Raw genomic sequence first — 20,635 nt, 5'->3', positions numbered from 1 at the left:
GCGAGGTCGAGGCGCTCACCCTCTCATTGGTTGGGGGCCTCGGCCAGATAGATGTCGGCCGCCCATTGCTCGATCCACGGCTCGATGATCGCATCATGGTCAAGGTCCCCGAGTTCAATCAGCGCCTGGATTTCCCGACGGGCCGCCGCAATCGCCGCCTCCCAGGGGTCGGCCGGCGGTCGATCGGATGCCTGCGGCCCGGTCATCGGCAGCATCTGCGGCTTTTGCCGCAGGCGCCTGGCCTGGGCTGTCAGCCAGGCTTCCAGATGATCGGCCACGAAGCGATCACTCTTGCTGATGTTCCGCTTCAAGGCCTCGTGGCGCGCGCTGGTGCCATAGGCCTGGCTGTCGAGCGAGCGGATGCGTTTTCCAAAGGGCAGAAGATAGGGAATGGCCGGCCCCTTCACACCGAACAGGTGCAGCTGGATCGCCGGCGGCAATATCCGGTCGAGATGCTCGACCACGGCGATCAGCCCTTCGGGTCGATGGACCTCGCGGCGGCACATGCTGCCCACGCCAAGGAGCGGGGCCCGCTCGATCATGCCCCACAGCCCATCGACGCAGCGCTCATAATCGCAAGGACGCCGTCCCTGGATGACCGGCATCATGGTGGAGCTATTACCATGATCATCGGCGTAGCGCCGGCATTCGCGGTTGGCGGCTATGGTGCGCGAGAGCCGTTCGATGACCTGGGCGCGGTCGGGCGCGATCTCGGCCTCGACGCAATAATCGGCACTCGCCCACCAACGAAACGGATAGGCGGCGGCGAGCCCAACATAGCGCGCGATGCTCCAGGGGAAGGCGCCATAGCGAGAAGTTGCCACAAAGCCCGCACTGTCGAGATGCAGCGCCGGCAACCGCCGCGCATTGGCGAGCTGCCTGGTGCGCCAGCCGGTCCATTCCCGATATCCCCTCGCGCTCGACCAGCGCGACTGGCAGTTGGCGGAAATCAGGGCGGGCTGCTTCAGGTCAACGACCCGGTCGAGGATCGGACCCTTGTTGAGATGCGGCAGGCCGACGATAATCTCGATCGTCACGGCAAGGGTTCCGCGCCGAGCGACACGAAGCTGCTTACGATCCCGCGATCGTCATAGCGCCCGGCATCGACCAGGGCGCGATGGTCGACATTTTCAAAGGTCGCAAAGCCCAGATGATCGACACTGAGGACACGCCGGCCGAGGACGCCGGTCTTGCCCTCGGGCACCCAGTCGGCATGCGAGCCATAGGCAGCGACGACGACGATCTCGCCGATCGCGGCTTGATAGGCGGCGATGGATCGCAGGATATGACTTTCGCGCGGCGGAACCTCTGTGCCGGTGAACAGGCTATAGATTTGCGGGTGGTAGGCGCGGGCCGTGTCATGGGCGAGCAGGATCACCGCACCCATGGCCGGCCGGTCGACGCGGCGCAGTTCGGCCTCGAACGCGAGATAGACCAGCGCCCAATCGACGTCCTCCTCATAACAGGGCTCGTCGCGTCGCAGCACGGGCGGCATTGCGGCCTGCCGCTCCGGCGACAGGATGATGCCGCCATGGCTGGCTGTCGTGACGTGCCAGATGCCGGCCAGGATCTGATCGGCGCTGGTGATGGCGCCCCAGATGCTGGTGGTCGGCTGCGGGGAAAGCAGAAAGCCCATGCTGTTTCTCCTCAAACAAGGTCGCCCTGCCCGCTCCCCCTCCCCTTTTCATGGCCTTGTCTCCTGCGGCGTTGACCGCGCCAATCGTTCACCATATGTTCTTTTGCGAAGGAGATCAGTCCGTGAGTCATGAAAAGGAAATCCGCCGCTTTTTCGATCTCGACATCCTGCTGCGCGACGCAGCCGTCGACCCGGACAATCGGCCAACGCGCCGGATGATCGCCAATGCCTGCATCGGCATGCCGGCCGATGATGCCTATTATTCGGTGCGCGAGCTGCGCGAGGCCGCGCATTTTGTCCATGAAGGGGAACCCGCCGGCAAAACCAAGCTGATGTCGGTGCTGTCGAACGAGACGTGCGACGATTTCCAGCGCTGCATCTATTTCTGCCTCGCGGGCCGCGGCATCGTCGAAATGCTCGATGACCTCGAATGGCTGGAGCATCTGCTGGAGCATCGCGGCCGCATTGCAGGCGAGCAGTTGCGCATGAAGATCCCGACCATGCCGATGGTCCACGCCTATGTGGCGGATGAACCCGATGGCCCGATGATCACGATGGATCGCGACTTCAAACAGGGATCATCCTGGTGGCTGGATGAGGCGCTGCGGCGCTGATTTCAGGATCGGGCCGAAAGCTGAAAGGCGACCGGTGCTCGGACCACAGGTCGCCTTTCAGCACAACAGCTCAACTTCGACATGATCATCCCGTGCCGGGGCGACCGACACCCGGAAGGGCTGAAGCGCATTGCCGGTGCGGATGATGCTGACGGGCCAGACGCCCTGGTCGAAAATTTGTGAAGCGACGCGCTCGGCATTTTCACGGCTGCACAGTGCGCGCCTTTTCAGGGACATGGATTCAGGCTGCGCCGACATGGTGGAACCTCTTGCTGGCAAAGGGGGCAAGTTCATCGCTTCATGCGAAGACGGTCTTGTGGACCCTGGTCGTTGGTACGATGATCCAGTGCCGATCCATGAAATGGCTGATGCGGCACAGGCCACCGCCATGCACATCGCGGAAACGCAAAGTGCGGCCGCGCTTTTCGACGATGAATTCATCGCGCGTGGATCCGTCCGTGAACTGCATGGGAGAGCCCAGACGCACACGGTCGCCGTTGCGGATGCTACGGGACCGCAGGCGCAGCCGGGCAAAACAGCGCCGACGCCAATCCAGAGAATATTCCCGGTCCGTTGTCGTCAACAATGAAAGGATGTCGGCTGGACATTCCGCTTCACCCGGCCCCATGGATTCAGTCATATCCTTATATCCAAACTGCTCACCACTGCGACTGTGTGGGCTCCATCTGACAAGACAGACAACAGCGAAGATCTCGCCGGGCACGCCATTGGTGATTGTTTGAGCAGCCGCATAATAGACGCGATTGCCGGGACAGGATGAAGCGATAACTCTAAGGCCTTGGGTCGAACCGTCGTCCAACTTGTGATCATAGGTCAATTGCGCGTCGAGATAGAACTTCGCGGTCTTGTGACCGCCCATGGAACTGAAGGACATGGTGAGCCAACCCATGACAGGTCTCCTTGTTTGAAAGGGTGATTGGTCAGGACCAATCATAAGTGGGAAGCTGGTCGATCGGTTCGCAGTCGCGATCGAACTGAATCCAGGTCGCGCCCACGCCATCGGCAAAGGCGAGGCAATCCTGAAGCGGCCTCGGCATCAGGTCGCGTCCACTGGATCGGACCCAGATAAACCAGCCATATTCGGCCCAGCGTTCGGCCACGATGTGACTTTGCCACTGGGCTGGATCGCCGATGCGTCCAAGGGGATGAAGAATTTCGACATGGCGGTCGAGATCCTCGGCCAGGGCCGGCGGGACATGGGCGGTCGAGAGATGGAGCATCATCGAGACTTCAAGGGACATGATGGATTCTCCAGGTCAGGCCACAGGCGCGGGCGCGTCTTGCGCGGCAGGAGCCATTGGCGGTCCTGCGTCGTTCGAGCTTTCGCTGAACTGGCGCAAATAGGTGAATGCCTGCTCGGCTTTCGAAGCGGCGTGAATGATGGCGGTCGAATCCGCTTTCAATATGCCGATCCAGTGACTAACATAGCTTGCGTGATTGTCGTGAAGTTCAGTGGGCAGTCCAAGGTCAGCGCAAATCAGACCGGAACCTATTTCGGCAACGAGTTCTTCGAAACTATAGGCCTTGTCGCCGAACCTCTTTCCGAAAACTCTGCCAAGGCGTGATGCCGAACCTGACCAGTGCAGGCTCTCATGGGCACGAATACTGGCATAATAGTCCATGGATTTGAACGAGCGCGGATGCGGTAACTGGATGAAGTCGCGCGAGGGATTATAATAGGCTTCATTCCCGCCGTGACGCACATCGGCCGGAATGGCTTTGAAGAAGCGGTCGATCTCCGCCTGCCGCGCCGACGGGTCGATGGGCGTGTCCGGGATGAGGGGCGGATAATAGAAAGCGGGGAGGCCATCGATCTGATCGCAATTATAAACGACATAGTGGCGCAGAAAGCGGAACTTGCGATCGCGCTCCTCGCCCGTTGCGGGGTCGCTTTCCCGCTTCGTCGCGGCTGAATAATAGACGCAGAGCGAGCCCCATTCGCCCAGTCGGACGTTGCCGCCCAGTGCCTCGGCCTGCCTGCTTGTCATCCAGAAGCGGGAACGATAGCCGCAGGCGTCGGCGATCGCCCATAAATAGAGGGTGTTGATGCCTGTGTAGGGAGTAGCGCAATGGCGCAGCGGCCGGCCACCTGCACCGCCGACGGTCCAGGGCCGTTTCCAGGGTGCCACCCCCTCTTCCAGCTTGCGGATAAAGAGCGCGGTGATATCCGCCGCGACCTCACGGCTTGTCTTCCTGGGCGCCATGGCTGTTCACCTTGCGTAGGGAGGGTTGACCCGCCGGAACTGTATTGCCGGTTCCGACGGGTCATGCAGTGATGGGAGGGGTCGATCAGGCGGCTTGCGCGGCCTCGTCGATTTCCTCGGATTCCTCGTCTTCACAGCCGGTATCGTCGGCTTGCGCGATCGGCTCTGCGGCCTCGGACAACTCGGCCTCGGAAGGCACAATCGGTTCGGCGCTGCCGCTGGGTTTATCGAGGAAGCGCATGGCGTCGGGCACCCAGGCGAGGGCCGCCTCCTTCACTTCCGGTTCGACAATGGACGCCCCTGCAAACAGCTTCTCGCAGCTTCCCGACAACTCCCCCTTCTTGAGCGTCGCATGGCGTGCCATGATCGCTGGGCCGCCGACGTCATTGAGGAGCGCCAGGGTCGAGCCCTTGGAGATCCGGTCGAAGTAATTCTCGGCGGTCGGGCGCCACCACAGGGCGCAATTGACGTCGAGAATGGTGGCGAGCCGGTTGTGGAGCGGGTTCTGGCCGGTCCTGGCGACCAGCGATACGGCCGTCAGATAGGCGAGCCATGCCACCTTGCTGTCATCGCTCAGCGCGCGGAATGCTTCGAACCGGTCGACGACACATGGATGCCCCGCCCACCCGGCATCGAGCCCGTCCATCGCCTCCACCAGATAGTCACGGGCACGCGAGCCGGGGACGCCGGCAGTGGCAGGGTCCTGCGGTGCCGCCGCCACGATGGTCGAACCCGCCGACTGATCGTCCTGGGTGCGACTTTGCGCCATGCAGAAGATCGCATAATCGAGCGCGAGGGCTGGATCGCCCAGGAGGGCTGCGCCAAGGACGTCGCGCCGCTGGACCGCCAGCTCGTCGGCCAGTCGGGCGCTGAGCGCCTTGCCGTCAGGGGCCACCGCTTCCGGCGCGCGGGGCCGTTCAGGGGCCGATGGCAATCCAACCGTCGGACGGCGGATCGTGGCACTGTCGCCGCCGCCCTCGCCATCCTCCTCGGCCTCGGTACGGATCGGTTGCTCACTATAATAGCAGCTGTCGAGCTTCATCTGGCCGTTGGGCTGGAGGGTCAGAAATGCACCGACCAGGGGTTTATAGCTGTCGGGCAGCACGGGCGCGCGGTTTTCGATCTCCCTAAGGTCAGCGAAGAGGCGGTCGTCTTCCGCCTTGAGCAGGCGCCACGCCTCCTCTTCCAGAGTCTCGTCTTCCATCTGTTCGTTGATCGCGGAGCGGCGTTCGAGGATGTGGTCCAGGTGTTGCTGCTGCTCTTGCGTCAGGTCCGGCTGGGGAAGGATAGCACGATAGAGGCCCTGTGCCGCGCTATGGGTATAAGCGGTCGCGATCGGACGTATCCAGGCGATGCCCAGTTCCTCGCCGACCCGCTTGGCTTCCGCCTCCATGATATCGCCGGCGAGCCGATGGGCGACCTCGGGATCGATCCAGCGGTCGCCATCTTCGCTGAACAGATCCGGGTCGACCTTGCCGCCGGCCGCGATATAGCGCTCCTGTCCCACCAGGATCGCGACGGGATCGCTTGCCTTCATGGATTCATTGGCGATCGCCCGCCTGATGGTATCAGCGGACGCATGGGTCGTGTCGTAGCTGTTCCAGACGAGCAGCTGCTTTTGCTGGTTCTCGGTCGAGGCGAACGCCTTGGCGAGGTCGAGGGTGATATCGCCATTGCTGAGCGCATCGAAGATCGGCTCGGCGAGCGCGGCAAGGCGCAGGCGCCCTTCAACGAAACGGCGAGTGACGCCGAAACGCTTGGCGACGCCGTCGATGTCGCCGTGCAGACCGATGAAATGTTGAAACGCCCGGCATTCCTCGGCAGGCGTGAGATCAAGGTGCGAGTTGTTGACGATCGTCGAGACTTCACTGAGCATCGCCTCGTCGCCTTCCAGAACCTTGGAGGGCACTTCATAGGTTGCGGCATCGATGACGCCCCGTTCCACCAGCAACATGAGCGCGCGATAGCGACGACCACCATCCAGGACTTCGAAGGTGCCGCGCGGCTTGCTCACGGCCCTGACAAGGATGTTCTTGAGCAGCCCGTGCCCTTGGATGGTGGCTGCCATTTCCGGGATCTTGAGCTGATCATCGGGCCGGGTACGTACATTGATCGGGGAAAGGCGGAGTTTGGAGAGCTTGATGGATTGATTCACGGGGATGACTCCTACTGGCATCCGGACCAGCCCGGACACCAGCACCCGCTCCCCCTTCCCTTTCATTTGGGCGCTGGACGCCCGCGGATGCTCGTGAACGCTCGACGAAAAGCGCGGAGAACGGCCCTTCTATCCGTCACACGGTTGCCCTACGGTGTGTGCCATGACAGCAAATGAGCATTGGCGCGCAGGTTTCGAAATCGAGGTCATATTGGGTGACCTGGATGAGCCGTCATTTGCGAAGGGGCTGAGCGCGTTTGGCCCGATGGACAAGGCGTCGCCCGCTTTCTGTAGGTCTCTCGCGTCAAAACTGCGGGTGGAAACCGGCCGGCTATGGTCGGCGCCGATCCGGCCGCCGAGCAAACCGGGCTTCTATGTGGTCGCGGAATATGGGCTCGATCCGCTAAATTGGCCCGACGACCGCGTTGCCGGGGTCGAACTGCTCACTCCGCCTCTTCCGTTCGAGGAAGCCGATGTCGTCCGGGGGGAAATCATCGAAGCCATCGATGTGATCGACGGGGTCTATAATTTCACCGGGGACGAAAGCACCAACGATTGCGGTTGGCACATCAATATCGATGCCGGCGACAGGCATCGGCTTGACCCCAGCCGGTTCATAACCGGTGTGGACGAACTGCTGCTGCTAGCACGCAATGATCGGCTCTTTACGCCCTATACAGGATTACAGCGCCATGCCGTGGGAACAGGGTTGCTACGACACCTGGCCCATGATCCGGATGGCAGGTTGTTGGCAGGTAGCGCCCTCGACAATCTACTCAAACAACGCGCGGGTTATGACAAGGGCTATGCCGCCAATTTCGCCAAGACGCTCAACGGCTATCTGGAATTGCGGCATTTCAGCGCCGATGCCTTTTTCAACGGCCCGTCGCTCGCCGATCAGCTTGAACGGATTCCCGCAGCGTTCGAGCTGGGGCACAATCGCAGTGCGCCCTTCCAAAAGGCATTTTTGCGCAAATTTACGATATTGTCGAGCTGGCTGGCCGGTATTCGGGACAAGCTGTCGTGGAGTGTGAGCCCCGGCCTCATCTGTGCCGCAGGCGAAGTCCGGTTTGAGGGCCAGCCCATCGGCCGACTTTCGGCTGATGGGCTGGTCGAGATCAGTCTCTACGGCCGGGGACAGCACGATGCTCTCGCGGAAATCCGCAATGTCGGGTTGGCTGACATCGCGGAAGGGGTTGCCCTGCTGGCGCTGGATCTTGCCGAATTGCGCAACCTGGGGGTCACGTCGCGCATCAGTGGAGACAAGGCGTTTCAGCGCAGCATCGTGCAATTGGCCAATCGGCTGAGGCGAGAACCGGAGCTTTCGAGTGACGCACAGCAATTGGCCCTGGCTGCGGTCCGCGACAGTCCGCCGTGGGAAATCAGCCAATAATCAGGGGCGTGCGGATGTTCCGAGCATGGTAGCCCAAACCGAGAAAAACGAACGGCCGACGGCCAACATCAGGTCACTCGTTTGTTCGATCGCATTGACGACGGGACTGTTCGCGTTCGCATGATCGGCGATTGGATCAGCCCATTCGTCGTTGATATCCTTCCGGGTAACCGCAGACACCAAATCGGTCGCCACAGCCTCCATGAAACGAAGGGAATGCTCGGACGCCTGGCGAGCGAAGGATGGAGCGCCGCGGGCTTGCGCGGTCGCGCCCAGAACGGTTGCCACGCTTTGCTTCTGGACGAACTCACCCGCTGATAGCAGGGCGGATTTATTCCTCTCGATCTGCATGAGGAACGGGAGCATCTCGCCCCTTCCATGCGGCTCGAAGCAGTCGTCAAAGTCTCCCACGTCCGATAGGAGAACGGCGGGCACAGACGAAATATGAGACGCACTGCTAAGCGCGAAATCTGGCATGGCATCCTCTCCTGGCGGCGGTGTTATCCCGCCTTTCCGTAGCGTAAATTTTCATAGTCACACTGAGTCGTCAATGCGGCTCAAACGAGGTAACGCTCCTAAGCCGGACCAAATTCAGCACAATAATAGGTCAGTTTGATGTCAGGACCGTGAAGCGCTATCGATTGGATTTGCGTCCATGCTATGGACAGCAGATGCGTCTCCTCATTCTCATCCGGCCTGCCATGAAAGCCGCCGATCGGATACGACGCGCCTATTGGCGGTTCAGGGGGAGAACCATCTACGGGGTGATGGTCATGGCCTTTACCCCAGACGGTCAGCTCGTGCTTGTGCGGCAGACCTATTCGCCCGGCTGGAGTCTCCCTGGTGGCGGGCGGCGCGCCGATGAAGAGCCGACCGCTGCTGCGCTGCGGGAGTTGCGTGAGGAAATCGGCCTGACTCGATGGACCGATGTGGACATTCTGGTATCATTGGATCGACCGTTGTCTGGCGCGCCGGCGTCTATCGATTTGATCCGGGTCAACGACGCAGAATTCACGTTCAGGCCCAATTTCGAAATTGAATCTGTTGCGACATTTGATGTGAATAATCTTCCTTCTAACCTAAGCAAATGGTCGACATATTTCATAGAAGCCGCCGCAATCTATGTTCAACGGAAAGCGTAGCTTGATTTCGCAGATTTCCACTGCAGAAGCTACGATTTCCGTCGAATTGCAGAACGTCAATAAATTTGATGATAACTCAATCCAATGACGATTTGTTCAGAATTTTGCCAATGATCGCTTCGGCTTCTGAAACCGGCAGGAAGGCACGCGTTCGGAAAGCGATGATTTCAGTGAACGCCCCCAAGGATTTGAGCCAGGACAGTTGGGCCGCCGGCACTCCCACCAATTCGATTCGTGACTTGCCGTTCACGATCGCCCGCTTGACGGTCATCGCGAAGGGACGGACAAGTTCGACGCTGCGACCCGACAGAACAGATTTCGCAATTTGGTCGACAGGGAGATTGTCGGCACGATCCACGCCAAGCTTGGTGTAGAGGTGGGCGACATGCTCATCATAGACCATGCGGCCGAGCCAGGACCGACCGTCGGCCGTGGCAATGCGGTTGACGATCAGATGATCGCTCGGCAGCGCGGACCAGATGGGTAATAGCAGGCCCGTCGCAATGCGGATGGTCTCGCGTTCCAGCGTCTGCGCAGCTTCGTCGGCCTCGGCCGCCCAGCGCTCGGCAAATTCCTCGCGCAAGATGGGTTTCCAGGCGGTTTCGAACATGTCCGCGACGCGCTGATATTCGCGCCGGGTGGGCCGCATCAGCTCTACGCGGGGAATGGGCGTACCGTCCTTCTCTTCCATGAGGGATCGAGCCTGCATCTGCAGCGCCACCTTGCCGGACTTGCCGTTGATGAGAAATTCCGAGGTGTCGTCCGCGTCGGCGATCCGCAGGATGCGCTCCAGCGACACCGGCGTTCGGCGCCGGGCCACCTCTATGGTGAGCAGATGCGACGTCGCGCCGCTCAGCGGATCGGTGCGCAGCACCGTATCTTCAAGGATGGTCGCATCATCGACCAGCATGGTTTCAACGCCGACATCGAGCCGCCCCGCTTCGCGCGCCGCGGTGACACGGGTTTCCACCAGCGTCAGGAACTCGTCGAATATCCTGTTCTGGAGATTGATGGGGAGCGCCAGCAGGCGATTGAGCCAGCGCTGGATCGGCGGCAGGTCGTCCCTCAATATGCCGTCCTTGTAGGTCAGTTCGAGACCGGTCAGCTCCTCGAACTCGGTAAAGCTGACGCTCTGGAGTTTGCCGGTCACCAGCAGGTGGAACCAGCTCGTAAGCGCAGCGCAGGCATATTCGCTCTCAAGATTGTCGGCGGGATCGAAGAGATTCTGGCCACCGGTCTGACGCTGGCCGCGCGTGAGCGCGCCCAAACTATCGAGCCGTCGGGCGATCGTGCTAGTGAAGCGCAGTTCACCCTTGCAGTCGGTCGTGACCGGCCGGAACAGCGGGGAGCTTGCCTGGTGCGTCCGGTGGGTTCGGCCGAGGCCCTGAATTGCCCGGTCGGCGCGCCACCCCGGCTCGAGCAGGAAATGAACGCGCTGCTCCTGGTTCACCACGTCGAGCGACGCGTGATAGGAACGGCCGGTGCCGCCGGCGTCGGAAAAGACCAGGATGCGCTTGGCCCCAGCCATGAATGCCGCAGCGTCCGCCTGGGACGAGCGTGTGGACCGGCTTTCCAGCTTCTGCGCGCCGCCGCCTATCGAGACCAGCCTTTTAGTCCGCCCCGTAACCTCGGCGACATGATCATGGCCGAAATGCTCCAGCAGGCCATCGAGCGCGGACGCGATCGGCGGAAGTGCGCAGATATGTTCGATGAGCCCGGCGCGTGCCGCTTCAGCCTGCGGATTATAGACAGGATTACCATGATCATCGGTCATTGGCTCCGATCGCGGCGTACCGGTATCGTCGGTGAAGACCCGCATCTGCCGCGTCGGAAAGGCGCGTTCGAGATAATCGACCATGAAATCGACCGGAGACAAGTCCAGGTTCAATTCCGCCCGTTCGTCGGGGCTGAGCGCCCCAAGCCTGCGGTCGAGAATGGACTCCGCCGTGGTGACAAGCTGGAGTACCACCGATTGACCCTGGCGCAAATGGTGATCGACCGCAGCGATCACCGTCGGCAATTTCATCGAGAGAAGCACTTGACCGAAAAAGCGTTGCACCGTGCTGTGCAGGCGCGATCGTGCCGCGGCCTTGGCGCCGCTATTGAGGGTCATGTTCTCGATACCGTCGACGACGCCCGTCAGTTCGAGCGCCGCCTCTACGTTTCGATGAATCACGCTCCACGCCGAGCTATAAGTGTCGTAAATCTCGACCTGCGCCGGGGTCAGACTGTGCTTGAGCACATCATATTCGACGCCGGTGAAGCTCAGCGCCCGGCAGAGGTAGAGGCCCATGGCCTTGAGATCGCGCGCTACCAACTCCATGGCCGCAATCCCGCCCTGACGGATATCGGTGATGAACCGTTCCCGATCGGCAAAGGAAGTCTCCGGTCCCCACAAGCCCAGACGCACCGCATAGGCGAGATTGTTGACCTCGGAGGCACCGGTGGCCGACGCATAAAGGACGCGCGCGAGCGGCAGATGGTTCTGGAGCCGGACGCCGCATATTCCCTGCTGCGATCCGGCCTTGGCGCCAAGAGCCCCCTCCCCGCCTGCCACGCCACCCATCTCGTGGGCTTCGTCGAAGGCTATCACGCCTTCGAAATCGGCCCCTGCCCACTCAATGATCTGCCGCAAGCGGCTATGATCGGATCGCATCGAGCGCAGGGTCGGATAGGTGACGAACAGCACCCCGTCCTGGAGCGTGATGGGCTCGTCGATCTTCCAGTTGTTGATCGGCTGGATATCGGCTGCGACGCCGCCCAGCGCGGTCCAGTCTCGCCGGGCGTCTTCGAGCAGTGGCTCATTCTTGGTGACCCAGATGTTGCGGCGACGGCCGGCGAGCCAATTATCGAGGATGCAGGCGGCCACCTGCCTCCCCTTCCCTGCCCCGGTGCCGTCGCCTAAGAAGAAGCCCTTGCGATAACGGTCGCCGTCTTCGGCGCTGACAAGGCCGACTCCCTCCTTGTCGGGCATCGAGTGTCCCGGCAGGAATTGCGACCAGGCGTGGCCAGCATAGACGACGGTTTCGAGCTGGGAGGCTGAGAGGAGCCGTTCCGTCACCGTCCGTTCGGGCAATTGCGGGACGTAGCTTGGGATCGGCGCCGGGATCGACCCCATGGCGATCGATTCCACCAGAGCGGTGGGATGCTCGCCGGCGGACGCGAACGCGATGCGGCTTGGCCGATAGGGAAGATAGATGCCGGTTTGCTCCAGCAGCGGCGCCGGAATATCGAGCGGCGTGTAGTCGACCGGCAGGACATCATTCTTCACAGGCGCGTGCCAGGATCGTGGCGCAGGCTTGCTGCTTTTAACGGCGCGGAAAAGGGAGATGCCCGAACTGCGTTTGGGCGCGGGCGCGGAGATTGCGCGAAGCTCGGCGCGCGGCGTGACCACACAGCAATCGAGGAATTCCGCAACGGAGGCGCGCTGGATCGTGGATGGAAGAGTGCCGCCCGCCACCTTGTCGATCACAAGCAGCCTGACGGCGATCGACGTGCCATGCTTGGTGTAGCATTTTTCGAGACGCAGCGACGTTCGCACGCTGGTGTCGCGCAGGGTGGTTTCGAACTGGTCGCGCATCCGACCGCCGGGACCGAACCAGTCAGGCATGATCGCTACCAGCCTGCCGCCGGGGCGGAGCAAGCGAAGGGCCGCCTGCAGATGGCGGACAGCGGCATAGTCGTCCGCCCCGCGCCCGATCGACCGGGAGAAGGGCGGATTCATGAGTACAAGGGTCGGCAGCTCGATTGACGCGAGGGTGGAATTGAGTGTCGCCCCGTCATGGCCGGTGATGCTGGCACGAGGGAATGCGGAGGCGAGCCGCGCGCGGCGGGCCGGATCCAGTTCGTTGAGGTGCAGTGCTTCATGTGGACCGCATTGGGCGATCAGCAGGCCATTGCCCGCGCTGGGTTCCAGGATGATGTCGTCAGGCTGTACATTTGCGAGTACCACAGCGAGCGCAGCAATATCGACGGGGGTGGAGAATTGCTGCCAGGCAATCTGTTCCTCGCTGCGCACTGTCTGGGTGGGCAAGCGATCAGCGAGCGCGATGGCTGATGCCACGTCGCTCAGCGATGACGGCGGGGTCGGCTGCCGCACCAGATGCAGAGCCAGCGCATGTTCCAGCATTTCGAAGCTGTCACGCTGGGTCCAGCGGCCGTCGGCATCGCTGCCACCGAAGGCCTGCATCATGACATCGTTGAGGTGGCGACGTGTTATCAGTTCATCGCGTTCAAGGTGGCGGCAGAGCAGGTCAGCGGCGTCGCGGTCGGCGCGAGCAGTCGCCTCGAACAGGTCGGTCATGAAGATCTCCGAAGGTTGGCTGCCCTCCTGGCAGCGGCTCCTTCTCCCGATCCCCCTCCCCTCTCCTGCCCCGGACCGTATCAGCCAGCGGGGTTCGACCCCTGCTCCATGCTGGCGGCGAGGAGATCGGCCCAATCGCCGAAATTTGCGGACGGCGGAGCATGGTGGATGGCAAGACCCGGCCGCGCATAGCGTTCAGCGGCCCGGTTAGCGGCGCGGAGTCCCTCAGCGTCGTTGTCGTGCGCGAGCATCAGGATCTCGACATGATCGGGGATGATCAGCTGATCGAACCGGCGCGCGCCAAGGGATGCCCAGCATGGAATGTTGCGCAGCAAAGTGAAGGCGCGGGCATCTTCGAAGCCTTCGGCAATCCCGAGTATCCGTCGGGGATATCCGCCCTGCCAGGCGCCATGCCTCGGCGTGCCCAGCATCGCCTTGTGCGTATAGTCAGCCTTAGCTGGGTCGAGGAATATCCGCTGGATCGCCGTCAACTGCCGTCGTTCGCGAACTGCGACCAGCAAAGCGGGCAGGAACTGGGTGTGAGGCTTTGGCAGATAGGGACAGCGCGGATGAAAGCGGACGTCCGGCGGAATCGTCGTGAAGTGACGTCGCGCAAGATGGTGTTGGGCGAGCGTGTTGCGAACGTCCACCGCCTCGTTCCAGATGCGAACGGCGTTGCCGGCGCCTGCTCTGTTTGTTGTTTCAGGTGGTGTTCCGTGCTGGGTGATGCGCACTCGGGTCAATTCTCGAAGGACGTCCTCACGGGTGCAGCCGGCGAAGCAGGTGACCAATATGCCTCGATCGCCCTGGCGAAGGGATAGGCTCGGATCATTGTCAGCATGGGCCGGGCAGCGGCACATGGCAACAGGACCGTGCCACTTGCCTCCAAGGGCCTGGACAAGATCGACGAGTTCCTGGGACGGTTTGTGCGCAATGAGGGACATAAGCATTTCTCCTGCCCATGCCCCTCCCCCTCTTCTCTCGTCCGGCCTCGCTGCGACCGTGGCAGCTCCCATTCGCGCGTGCCTGGGTCCGATGCTAATGACCAACAACCCTTAATAAGAGCGCGCTGCGAGCTCCTTATTAATGCTTTCTGCGATAAGCCTACATATGAGCTACTTGGCGTTTATTTTCCGTCGGCGAACGCGGCGATCGAACGGTTGCTCGACACCGATATCCTCGGGGCGCGGATGGGCTACCGCCGCGACCGGGTATTCCTGGCGCTTGAGGCGCTGCGCATAACCAATCGACCATTCGGCGCGGAGCCGGAGATGTGAAATCAGGTCGGAGAAAAGTGCCATCGGTCAAACGATTTTCAGATGCGAATTGGATTCTTCGCGAAAGTGAGCCGCAGCGTATCGCTGCGTGACAGGGCTGCTGTGTTGCTTGGTCCAAACTCGCGCAAAGCATCCTCACCTTGGCATTGTAGCGGACCAAGGGACGAGTATGCGGGGATTTGTCCCCGTCCTTTCGCGCCGTGTGCACATTGAGGCGGGAACTCAGTCCAGTTCATTGCCTTTCACACGTTCTTGGTACGAGGAAGAGGTGGCTGCAGATCCGGGTGGTTCGTGGCAAAGGAGCATTTTCGAAGCTGCTGTCGCAACCTAGTTCGGAAAAAATTTGCTGAACCGGCAATTTATTGACAACCATAGCGCTGCTTCATATTTTATTGGCAACCGTACTTCGCGAATGATTCGGCTGGGGCTCTTTTATGATTGATACCGTTTCCAACCTGAAAGCCATGGTCGAAAACGGTGAGGCCCTTAGTGCCCAGTTGAAGAAGGTCGCTTTTCGACCGCGGGCCCGGAAAAATCTCGAATTGACCTTTGGTCCAGGACGCGCAGCGGATTTAATCGGTCGCACTCCCGAGGCGTTGGCTAAGGCAGAGGCGAAGGGTCGCCTGCCTGCCCCCAAGATTGGCGCCAACGGTCGGCGCTATTACACGCTAGAGGATCTCACGCTCATCCGTCAGGCTCTCGGGATCATTCCGGGAAAGCAGGCACAAGAGCCTGCGGTCGTACTTGCCGTTCAGAACTTCAAGGGTGGCGTCGGGAAAAGCACGATCACCAAGCATCTGGCCGATTATCTTGCGCTTCAGGGGCTAAGGGTACTCGTCGTAGATTGCGATCCTCAAGCCTCGACTAGTTCCTTGTTCGACGTGGATCAGGAAGAACTCTGGGACAGCGACGAGACGCTTGCGCATTTCCTGGCTCCTTCCGCGCCACTCAGCGAATTTCGCCGTACCATCCGCGATACGGCTTGGCCAACGACCAAGATCGTTCCATCGAGCCTAGGCCTAGGAGAAATCGAGTGGCACATGGTCGCAGGCGCGGAAGGGCGCGAAGAGATCATGCGCCGGTTCGGTTTGCTCAGGGCCGGTATCAGCCAAGTTCGCCGCGAATTTGATGTGATCCTACTCGATCCACCTCCAGCAATGGGATTTCTCGGGATGAACGTTATGGCCGCTGCGAGCGGTCTCGTTGTCCCGGTTCCGGCCCGGCAGCTCGATTTTCTATCGACAATTCACTTCATGACCAACATTGCCGACACGCTGGAAGCTCTGAATGAATATAACATGGGAGTGAATTACGACTTTATCCGAGTTGTTGCCTCTAATTACTCGCGATCCGCCGAAGGGGAGGCCGGTATGCTACGTATTTTGCAGCAGATGTGCGGCACGAACATGCTGACCAATCCCATTCTCGCGTCTGAAGAAATCAAGAATTCGGTACAGGAGTTCCGGTCGGTCTATGAGTCCGACAAGCCGATTTCCTCGCACAAAACCTTTACCCGTTGCCGAGACAACCTCGATCTGGTTTTTTCGGAGATCCTTCATGTGATCCGGCAACAATGGCCCTCCACGAGTCTGACGGGTTTTGGCGATCAAAATATGCTGGATGGTGAGGCCGCATGAGCAAGCGCGCGTTATTCGACGAAGTCATTGCCAATGCTGCTGCGGAGCAAGGCGAGAGCACGTCCACTGCTGAAGGGCCAGCCCCGTCCCGCGCCCGCAAATCAATGAATTTCGCGACGCGGCGGCTCGATAACTTCGAAGAAGCCGCCAAGATGCTCAAAAAGCCAGCGATTTCGCTTAAGCCTGATGAAGTGTCTATCTGGCCGGGCAACGCACGGGACTATTCAGCCCTGAGCGAAGATCGAGTACGTACGTTGATTGACTCGCTCGTCGCTGAAAATGGGAACCGCATTCCGGTCATCGTCCGTCCGACGCCGAACGGCGAAAAGCGCTATGAACTAATCACCGGGACGCGGCGGCATTGGGCGGTAGCTTGGCTCAATGCCAATAACCATCCCGAGATCAGCCTATACGCCTCGATTGAAGACCTCACCGACGAGGCCGCGTTTCGCGTCGCGGATATCGAAAACCGGGAACGGGAAGATATCTCCGACTACGAACGGGCGACAAATTATCGCGAAGCCCTTAAATCCCATTATGAAGGGGTGCAGCGTCGCATGGCCGAGCGACTGAAGCTGAGTCCCGGTACGCTTTCACGTTATATAGCTCTTGCCGAAATGCCGCAGACGATTGTCTCGGCCTTTGGCTCACCACGCGATCTGACTCTCCATTTCGCCAAGCCACTCCTGCCCTTGATTGATGACCATGAAAAGCGTCAGCGGATGGAAGATGCTGCCCGCTCGATCGCAGAAGACCAGAGCCTCAAGCAGAGTTTCGACGAACCCATTATTCCGGCCAATGAAGTGGTAACGCGGTTGCTATCTGCGGCTAACAATAAGCAGGCCCGGGCACGGAGGCAAAAGCAGAGCCTGCTTACGCAATCAGGCCGTGAATTCGGAGTGGTTGAACGCGATCGCGCCAGCGAGTTGATGATAAAGATTGTTCCTTCGGAGAGTTCGATCGACGAGCTCATGGAGAGTTTAAGGGCTGCCATTGAGCGCTCCAGAATTTGGGTAAAGGGTAAGGCGTGAGGCAAGCTCAGCGCCAAATTATCAAAAGCTCAAAATGGCCAATTTGCCGTTTAAAATCATTATGTTCGCACGGATGTTGCCGTCAGCAACATCCTGCGGCTTTTAGCGTTCGAGCGATTTAGGAAATGGTGGAATCCCCCCCTAGTCTTGGCCGGCAGGTACAGCTCAGTTTTGAGATGTTCACGCCCTTGCCGGACTTCGGGGACATGTCTTTGCGCGACTATCAGGAGACTATGCAACGCCCGTTCTTCTCGCTAGCGAAGAAGCGCGTGAAGCCGATCCAATATCTGAGTCCTAATGGCCAGGTGAGCGTCCATGTTTCCGCCAACCCGCACTACGGGATGGCGACTATATGGGACGCGGACATCATGATCTTCTTCGCATCCTATCTGAACGAGCAGCGACAGCGCTCGAACCACTTGTCTCCCACGATCCGCGTCCATCCTGCGGATATCATGAAGCTGATCCGCCGTGATACATCCGGGAGAGCCTATGAGCGGTTGCGCGACGCGCTCGATCGGCTGCAGGCCACGACAATCAAGACGAACATTTGCGCGAAGGGCAAATCCAGGGAAGTGACCTTCTCGTGGATCGATAGTTGGACCCAGCTGATCGACGAGCGACGCAATAAAGTCCTATGCATCGAAGTAACACTTGCAAAATGGTTCTTCGACGGCGTCCTTGACCAAAAATCGGTCTTGTCGGTTGATCCGGCTTATTTCGATCTCAAGGGCGGGATCGAGCGCTGGCTGTATCGAGCTGCGCGCAAGCATGCCGGGGGTAATGGTTCGGAAGGCTTTACTATCGGTTTCGACACACTTCTTCAGAAGAGTGGTAGCGAACAAACGTCAGCCAAGTTCAAGGCGTCGCTGCTGGCCATTGCGCGTGCAGATGCCCTGCCCGAACTGCATATCGAAGTGCTGGAGGAGAAGTCGGCCAATCCAAAGCTTTGGATGGTGATGCGCAAAGACTGGCAGGGGAGCGCAAAGCCTCAGCAAGTTCTGCCAGCCCCTTCCTCGGCTGAACTAAAACGAGAGGTTGTGCCGGCCACACAACTGCGCAGCTCCGGTAAACGCCTTGCAGAAACGGTGATGGATCCCGAGGATCTCGTTTCCCCCGCCGACATGGCAGCCTTGGTTGCCAGTACGGCAAATGGCTTTCGCGTGTCTTCACAAGGGGCAAAAACTCTTTCGCCCTCCCCTACCCCTCGTTCATCTGAGAAACCGGCGACCCGGCGCCGCGGAACCCGAGCACAAGATGTAATCGATCAGGAAACCTACAGCGCAATTCGCCGGGATTTCCCAGGCTGGGACCTCGACGTCCTGATGGCAAGGTTTGACAATTATATTGCAAACAACCTTACCGAAATTCCGGCGAATTATTCCAAGCGCTTCTACTTTTTTATGAAAAGCCATCACCAGCGGAACAAGCACACCTTGCCCGGTAGCTAACCGACTTAGAAGGCTAGCAGGTGACAGAGGTACGGTCTGTCGGACCGACATTGTCCCTCCCCCTCTCCGTTTAAAGACGCCTGTCGGCAACCGTGGTTAGATCTCGGCTCAAGGTTTATCGTGCTATCGCGGATAGCGCCATTACCCCAACTTTACCCTAGCGCTCCACGCCCAACTGTCGGCAATGTCCTCTGAGAAAGTACCCCTTACCCCGCTCTCAAGGCGGTGCCTGATAGCACGAGGGGGAGTGTGCGATTCCATTGGAGATTTGGACGAAGTCAGTTCGACGGAGAGAATAATCTGAATGCCCCTCCCCTCCCTCGGTTATTGCCCCTTACTGGCTTTGAATAACGAACGAGGTTTCAATGACGCTTCCGAGAAAGGCCATTTGGAAATCGGTGCGCAATATCCGTGGATATGCCAGATAAATAGTGACTTCTGTCCAGTCGCGTATCGCGGATACCCGAGGATCTGCCACCTCAGCTGACAAATTTATGACCCAATCGAACGATAAAGCGCAAAATTCAATATTATCGTTTTTTATCAATAAATTATCTGAAATGTTGCCTTCGGCAACACGATCCTCCAAAAGCCATCTATGCCGCCCAGTGGATGATCCGCTTCAAGGTTTGCGTTAATTGATATGGGCTGTTGCCCCCATACAGAATGCTTCTCTCCAAAATCGCTCATTCGAAATTTGAGGGTTTGATGCTGGGCCATTTCATGCACAGGAGCTCGCGAAGACTTGAACCAGCAAGTCAGCTAAGCGCATCCGTTCTCTTGTGACGCGGTGCGATGCTCTTCACGCCAGCCTGCGCACTAAGCTGGCGAGCCTCTCCCTCGTGCTGGTAGCGGTAGCCCAATGAACTTCTGCACACATGCCGGCAAGACCGCACTGGATGATCCCCGCCTCAAGGCGAGTGCGCTCAACTAGTCGCGAGGATTTCACTGGGCGCTGTGGGTTCCACGTCGACTGTGGACAGCGCCTCTCTCCTCGATCGTTATTCTTGCCGAAGTTTCTCGGAAAGGGCAGGGGGCTCCAACAGAACGATGCTGCATAATCAGTGCCCCCGCATCCTGACTTGAGAGCGCCCTGCCCTAAAGCACAGAACTCTCGGTGAGATCGACCATTTTGAAACCGGTAGAGCGAGTGGCCGCTCAATCACCAACTATGCATATTTGTCTCAAAAATGAACCTGATGGATGCGCGCTCGGGGAGGGCAGACCTACGAGTAGGCCATTACGCATATCTTTCGCTTCATCACGTGCGCTGGCACATGCCCAGGTATGACAGCGTCTGAATGCGAGCGTCACTGCGCCGCCCATCGAATACACTGCCATTGATGGTAATCGATGCTCCGTAAGCCTCCAGCACATTCACCTCACGGACCGAATGTTTCTCATTAGACTGATGCCCTCATTCAGAACCCAACCAGTAATCGCAGAGACCCGCGATCCGACAGCCGGAGAGGAGAGGCTGTATCCGTCTCGCGATACCGGCGCCGAAGGAACCCTCCGGATGCGATCTGTCCGTACCGGACAAAGGGAGCAGCACGCGCAAGAAATGATGTTGACGAGTAAAACGGAAGGGGTGCCTGATAGCACGATGAGCGGGGACAAACCATTTTTGGATCGGCGAATAATTTGTGCCCGATAGCACGTCAGAGTCGTTCCCGACCCACATTTAGCAATGGTGGGAACTGCCGAAACCACGAAAAAATGGATTCAAAGTCAGCGTTTAGACACGATAGCGGCCGGAATACGGGTGGAC

16 protein-coding genes are annotated in these 20,635 nt (G+C 59.6%); 6 read left to right on the top strand and 10 right to left on the bottom strand.

All coding sequences use genetic code 11. The features are described from left to right. Nucleotides 1-23 precede the first annotated feature (23 nt). Entirely contained in the window at nucleotides 24-1,037 is a 1,014-nt protein-coding gene (locus tag F7P65_RS15675) for a deazapurine DNA modification protein DpdA family protein (RefSeq protein WP_025549019.1), read from the bottom strand. Continuing rightward, complete coding sequence (locus F7P65_RS15670; protein ID WP_025549020.1) at nucleotides 1,034-1,636, bottom strand: DUF7007 domain-containing protein; 603 nt, start codon at nucleotides 1,634-1,636, stop codon at nucleotides 1,034-1,036. The genes F7P65_RS15675 and F7P65_RS15670 overlap by 4 nt, the downstream gene beginning before the upstream one ends. A 122-nt stretch (nucleotides 1,637-1,758) precedes the next feature. On the opposite strand from F7P65_RS15670, the gene F7P65_RS15665 reads away from it, so the two are divergent. Next, nucleotides 1,759-2,250 (top strand): hypothetical protein, encoded by a 492-nt coding sequence (locus F7P65_RS15665; protein ID WP_037482398.1) that lies wholly within the window; start codon nucleotides 1,759-1,761, stop codon nucleotides 2,248-2,250. Between the two features lie 57 nt (nucleotides 2,251-2,307). Here the strand turns inward: F7P65_RS15665 and F7P65_RS15660 are convergent, their stop codons facing one another. From F7P65_RS15660 to F7P65_RS15640, 5 genes are all read right to left on the bottom strand, one after another. Beyond that, nucleotides 2,308-2,508, bottom strand: a complete 201-nt coding sequence (locus F7P65_RS15660; RefSeq protein ID WP_025549023.1) for a hypothetical protein — start codon at nucleotides 2,506-2,508, stop codon at nucleotides 2,308-2,310. A gap of 40 nt (nucleotides 2,509-2,548) precedes the next feature. Next, nucleotides 2,549-3,160, bottom strand: coding sequence for a DUF6927 domain-containing protein (locus tag F7P65_RS15655; protein ID WP_025549024.1), 612 nt, complete (start codon nucleotides 3,158-3,160; stop codon nucleotides 2,549-2,551). 31 nt (nucleotides 3,161-3,191) lie between these two features. Next, the gene (locus F7P65_RS15650) at nucleotides 3,192-3,512 is read right to left on the bottom strand and encodes a DUF5983 family protein (protein ID WP_025549026.1); all 321 of its coding nucleotides are present in this window, start codon (nucleotides 3,510-3,512) and stop codon (nucleotides 3,192-3,194) included. A gap of 15 nt (nucleotides 3,513-3,527) precedes the next feature. Continuing rightward, entirely contained in the window at nucleotides 3,528-4,475 is a 948-nt protein-coding gene (locus F7P65_RS15645; protein WP_150293335.1) for an ArdC family protein, read from the bottom strand. 85 nt (nucleotides 4,476-4,560) lie between these two features. Continuing rightward, on the bottom strand, nucleotides 4,561-6,630 hold the full coding sequence (locus F7P65_RS15640) for a ParB/RepB/Spo0J family partition protein (RefSeq protein WP_150293333.1): 2,070 nt from the start codon (nucleotides 6,628-6,630) through the stop codon (nucleotides 4,561-4,563). Nucleotides 6,631-6,841: 211 nt separating this feature from the next. On the opposite strand from F7P65_RS15640, the gene F7P65_RS15635 reads away from it, so the two are divergent. Continuing rightward, the gene (locus F7P65_RS15635; RefSeq protein WP_150293331.1) at nucleotides 6,842-8,023 is read left to right on the top strand and encodes a hypothetical protein; all 1,182 of its coding nucleotides are present in this window, start codon (nucleotides 6,842-6,844) and stop codon (nucleotides 8,021-8,023) included. On the opposite strand, the gene F7P65_RS15630 is transcribed toward F7P65_RS15635, so the two are convergent. Further along, nucleotides 8,024-8,500: a hypothetical protein gene (locus F7P65_RS15630; protein WP_025551028.1), complete on the bottom strand. Its 477-nt coding sequence runs from the start codon at nucleotides 8,498-8,500 to the stop codon at nucleotides 8,024-8,026. It lies immediately after the preceding gene. 194 nt (nucleotides 8,501-8,694) lie between these two features. Here F7P65_RS15630 and F7P65_RS15625 point away from each other — a divergent pair, with 194 nt between their 5' ends. Continuing rightward, nucleotides 8,695-9,165 (top strand): NUDIX domain-containing protein, encoded by a 471-nt coding sequence (locus F7P65_RS15625; RefSeq protein ID WP_025551026.1) that lies wholly within the window; start codon nucleotides 8,695-8,697, stop codon nucleotides 9,163-9,165. A 76-nt stretch (nucleotides 9,166-9,241) separates the two neighbouring features. Here F7P65_RS15625 and F7P65_RS15620 read toward each other — a convergent pair whose 3' ends face one another. Together F7P65_RS15620 and F7P65_RS15615 are read right to left on the bottom strand one after the other, a co-directional pair. Beyond that, complete coding sequence (locus tag F7P65_RS15620; protein ID WP_025551025.1) at nucleotides 9,242-13,468, bottom strand: strawberry notch-like NTP hydrolase domain-containing protein; 4,227 nt, start codon at nucleotides 13,466-13,468, stop codon at nucleotides 9,242-9,244. A gap of 80 nt (nucleotides 13,469-13,548) precedes the next feature. Continuing rightward, nucleotides 13,549-14,202 (bottom strand): DUF7146 domain-containing protein, encoded by a 654-nt coding sequence (locus F7P65_RS15615; RefSeq protein WP_338053910.1) that lies wholly within the window; start codon nucleotides 14,200-14,202, stop codon nucleotides 13,549-13,551. A gap of 977 nt (nucleotides 14,203-15,179) precedes the next feature. On the opposite strand from F7P65_RS15615, the gene F7P65_RS15605 reads away from it, so the two are divergent. The 3 genes from F7P65_RS15605 (at nucleotide 15,180) to F7P65_RS15595 (ending at nucleotide 18,864) form a co-directional block, all read left to right on the top strand. Further along, nucleotides 15,180-16,382: an AAA family ATPase gene (locus tag F7P65_RS15605; RefSeq protein WP_025551020.1), complete on the top strand. Its 1,203-nt coding sequence runs from the start codon at nucleotides 15,180-15,182 to the stop codon at nucleotides 16,380-16,382. Next, nucleotides 16,379-17,413, top strand: a complete 1,035-nt coding sequence (locus F7P65_RS15600) for a ParB/RepB/Spo0J family partition protein (RefSeq protein ID WP_025551018.1) — start codon at nucleotides 16,379-16,381, stop codon at nucleotides 17,411-17,413. The genes F7P65_RS15605 and F7P65_RS15600 overlap by 4 nt, the downstream gene beginning before the upstream one ends. Before the next feature lie 125 nt (nucleotides 17,414-17,538). Further along, the gene (locus F7P65_RS15595) at nucleotides 17,539-18,864 is read left to right on the top strand and encodes a replication initiator protein A (protein WP_275897562.1); all 1,326 of its coding nucleotides are present in this window, start codon (nucleotides 17,539-17,541) and stop codon (nucleotides 18,862-18,864) included. Nucleotides 18,865-20,635 lie beyond the last annotated feature (1,771 nt).

The sequence above is a fragment of the Sphingobium estronivorans genome (assembly GCF_008692605.1).
Classification (GTDB): domain Bacteria; phylum Pseudomonadota; class Alphaproteobacteria; order Sphingomonadales; family Sphingomonadaceae; genus Sphingobium; species Sphingobium estronivorans.
The sequence above is the reverse complement of the archived record's forward strand: the minus strand, read 5'-3'. Positions and strand labels throughout refer to the sequence as shown.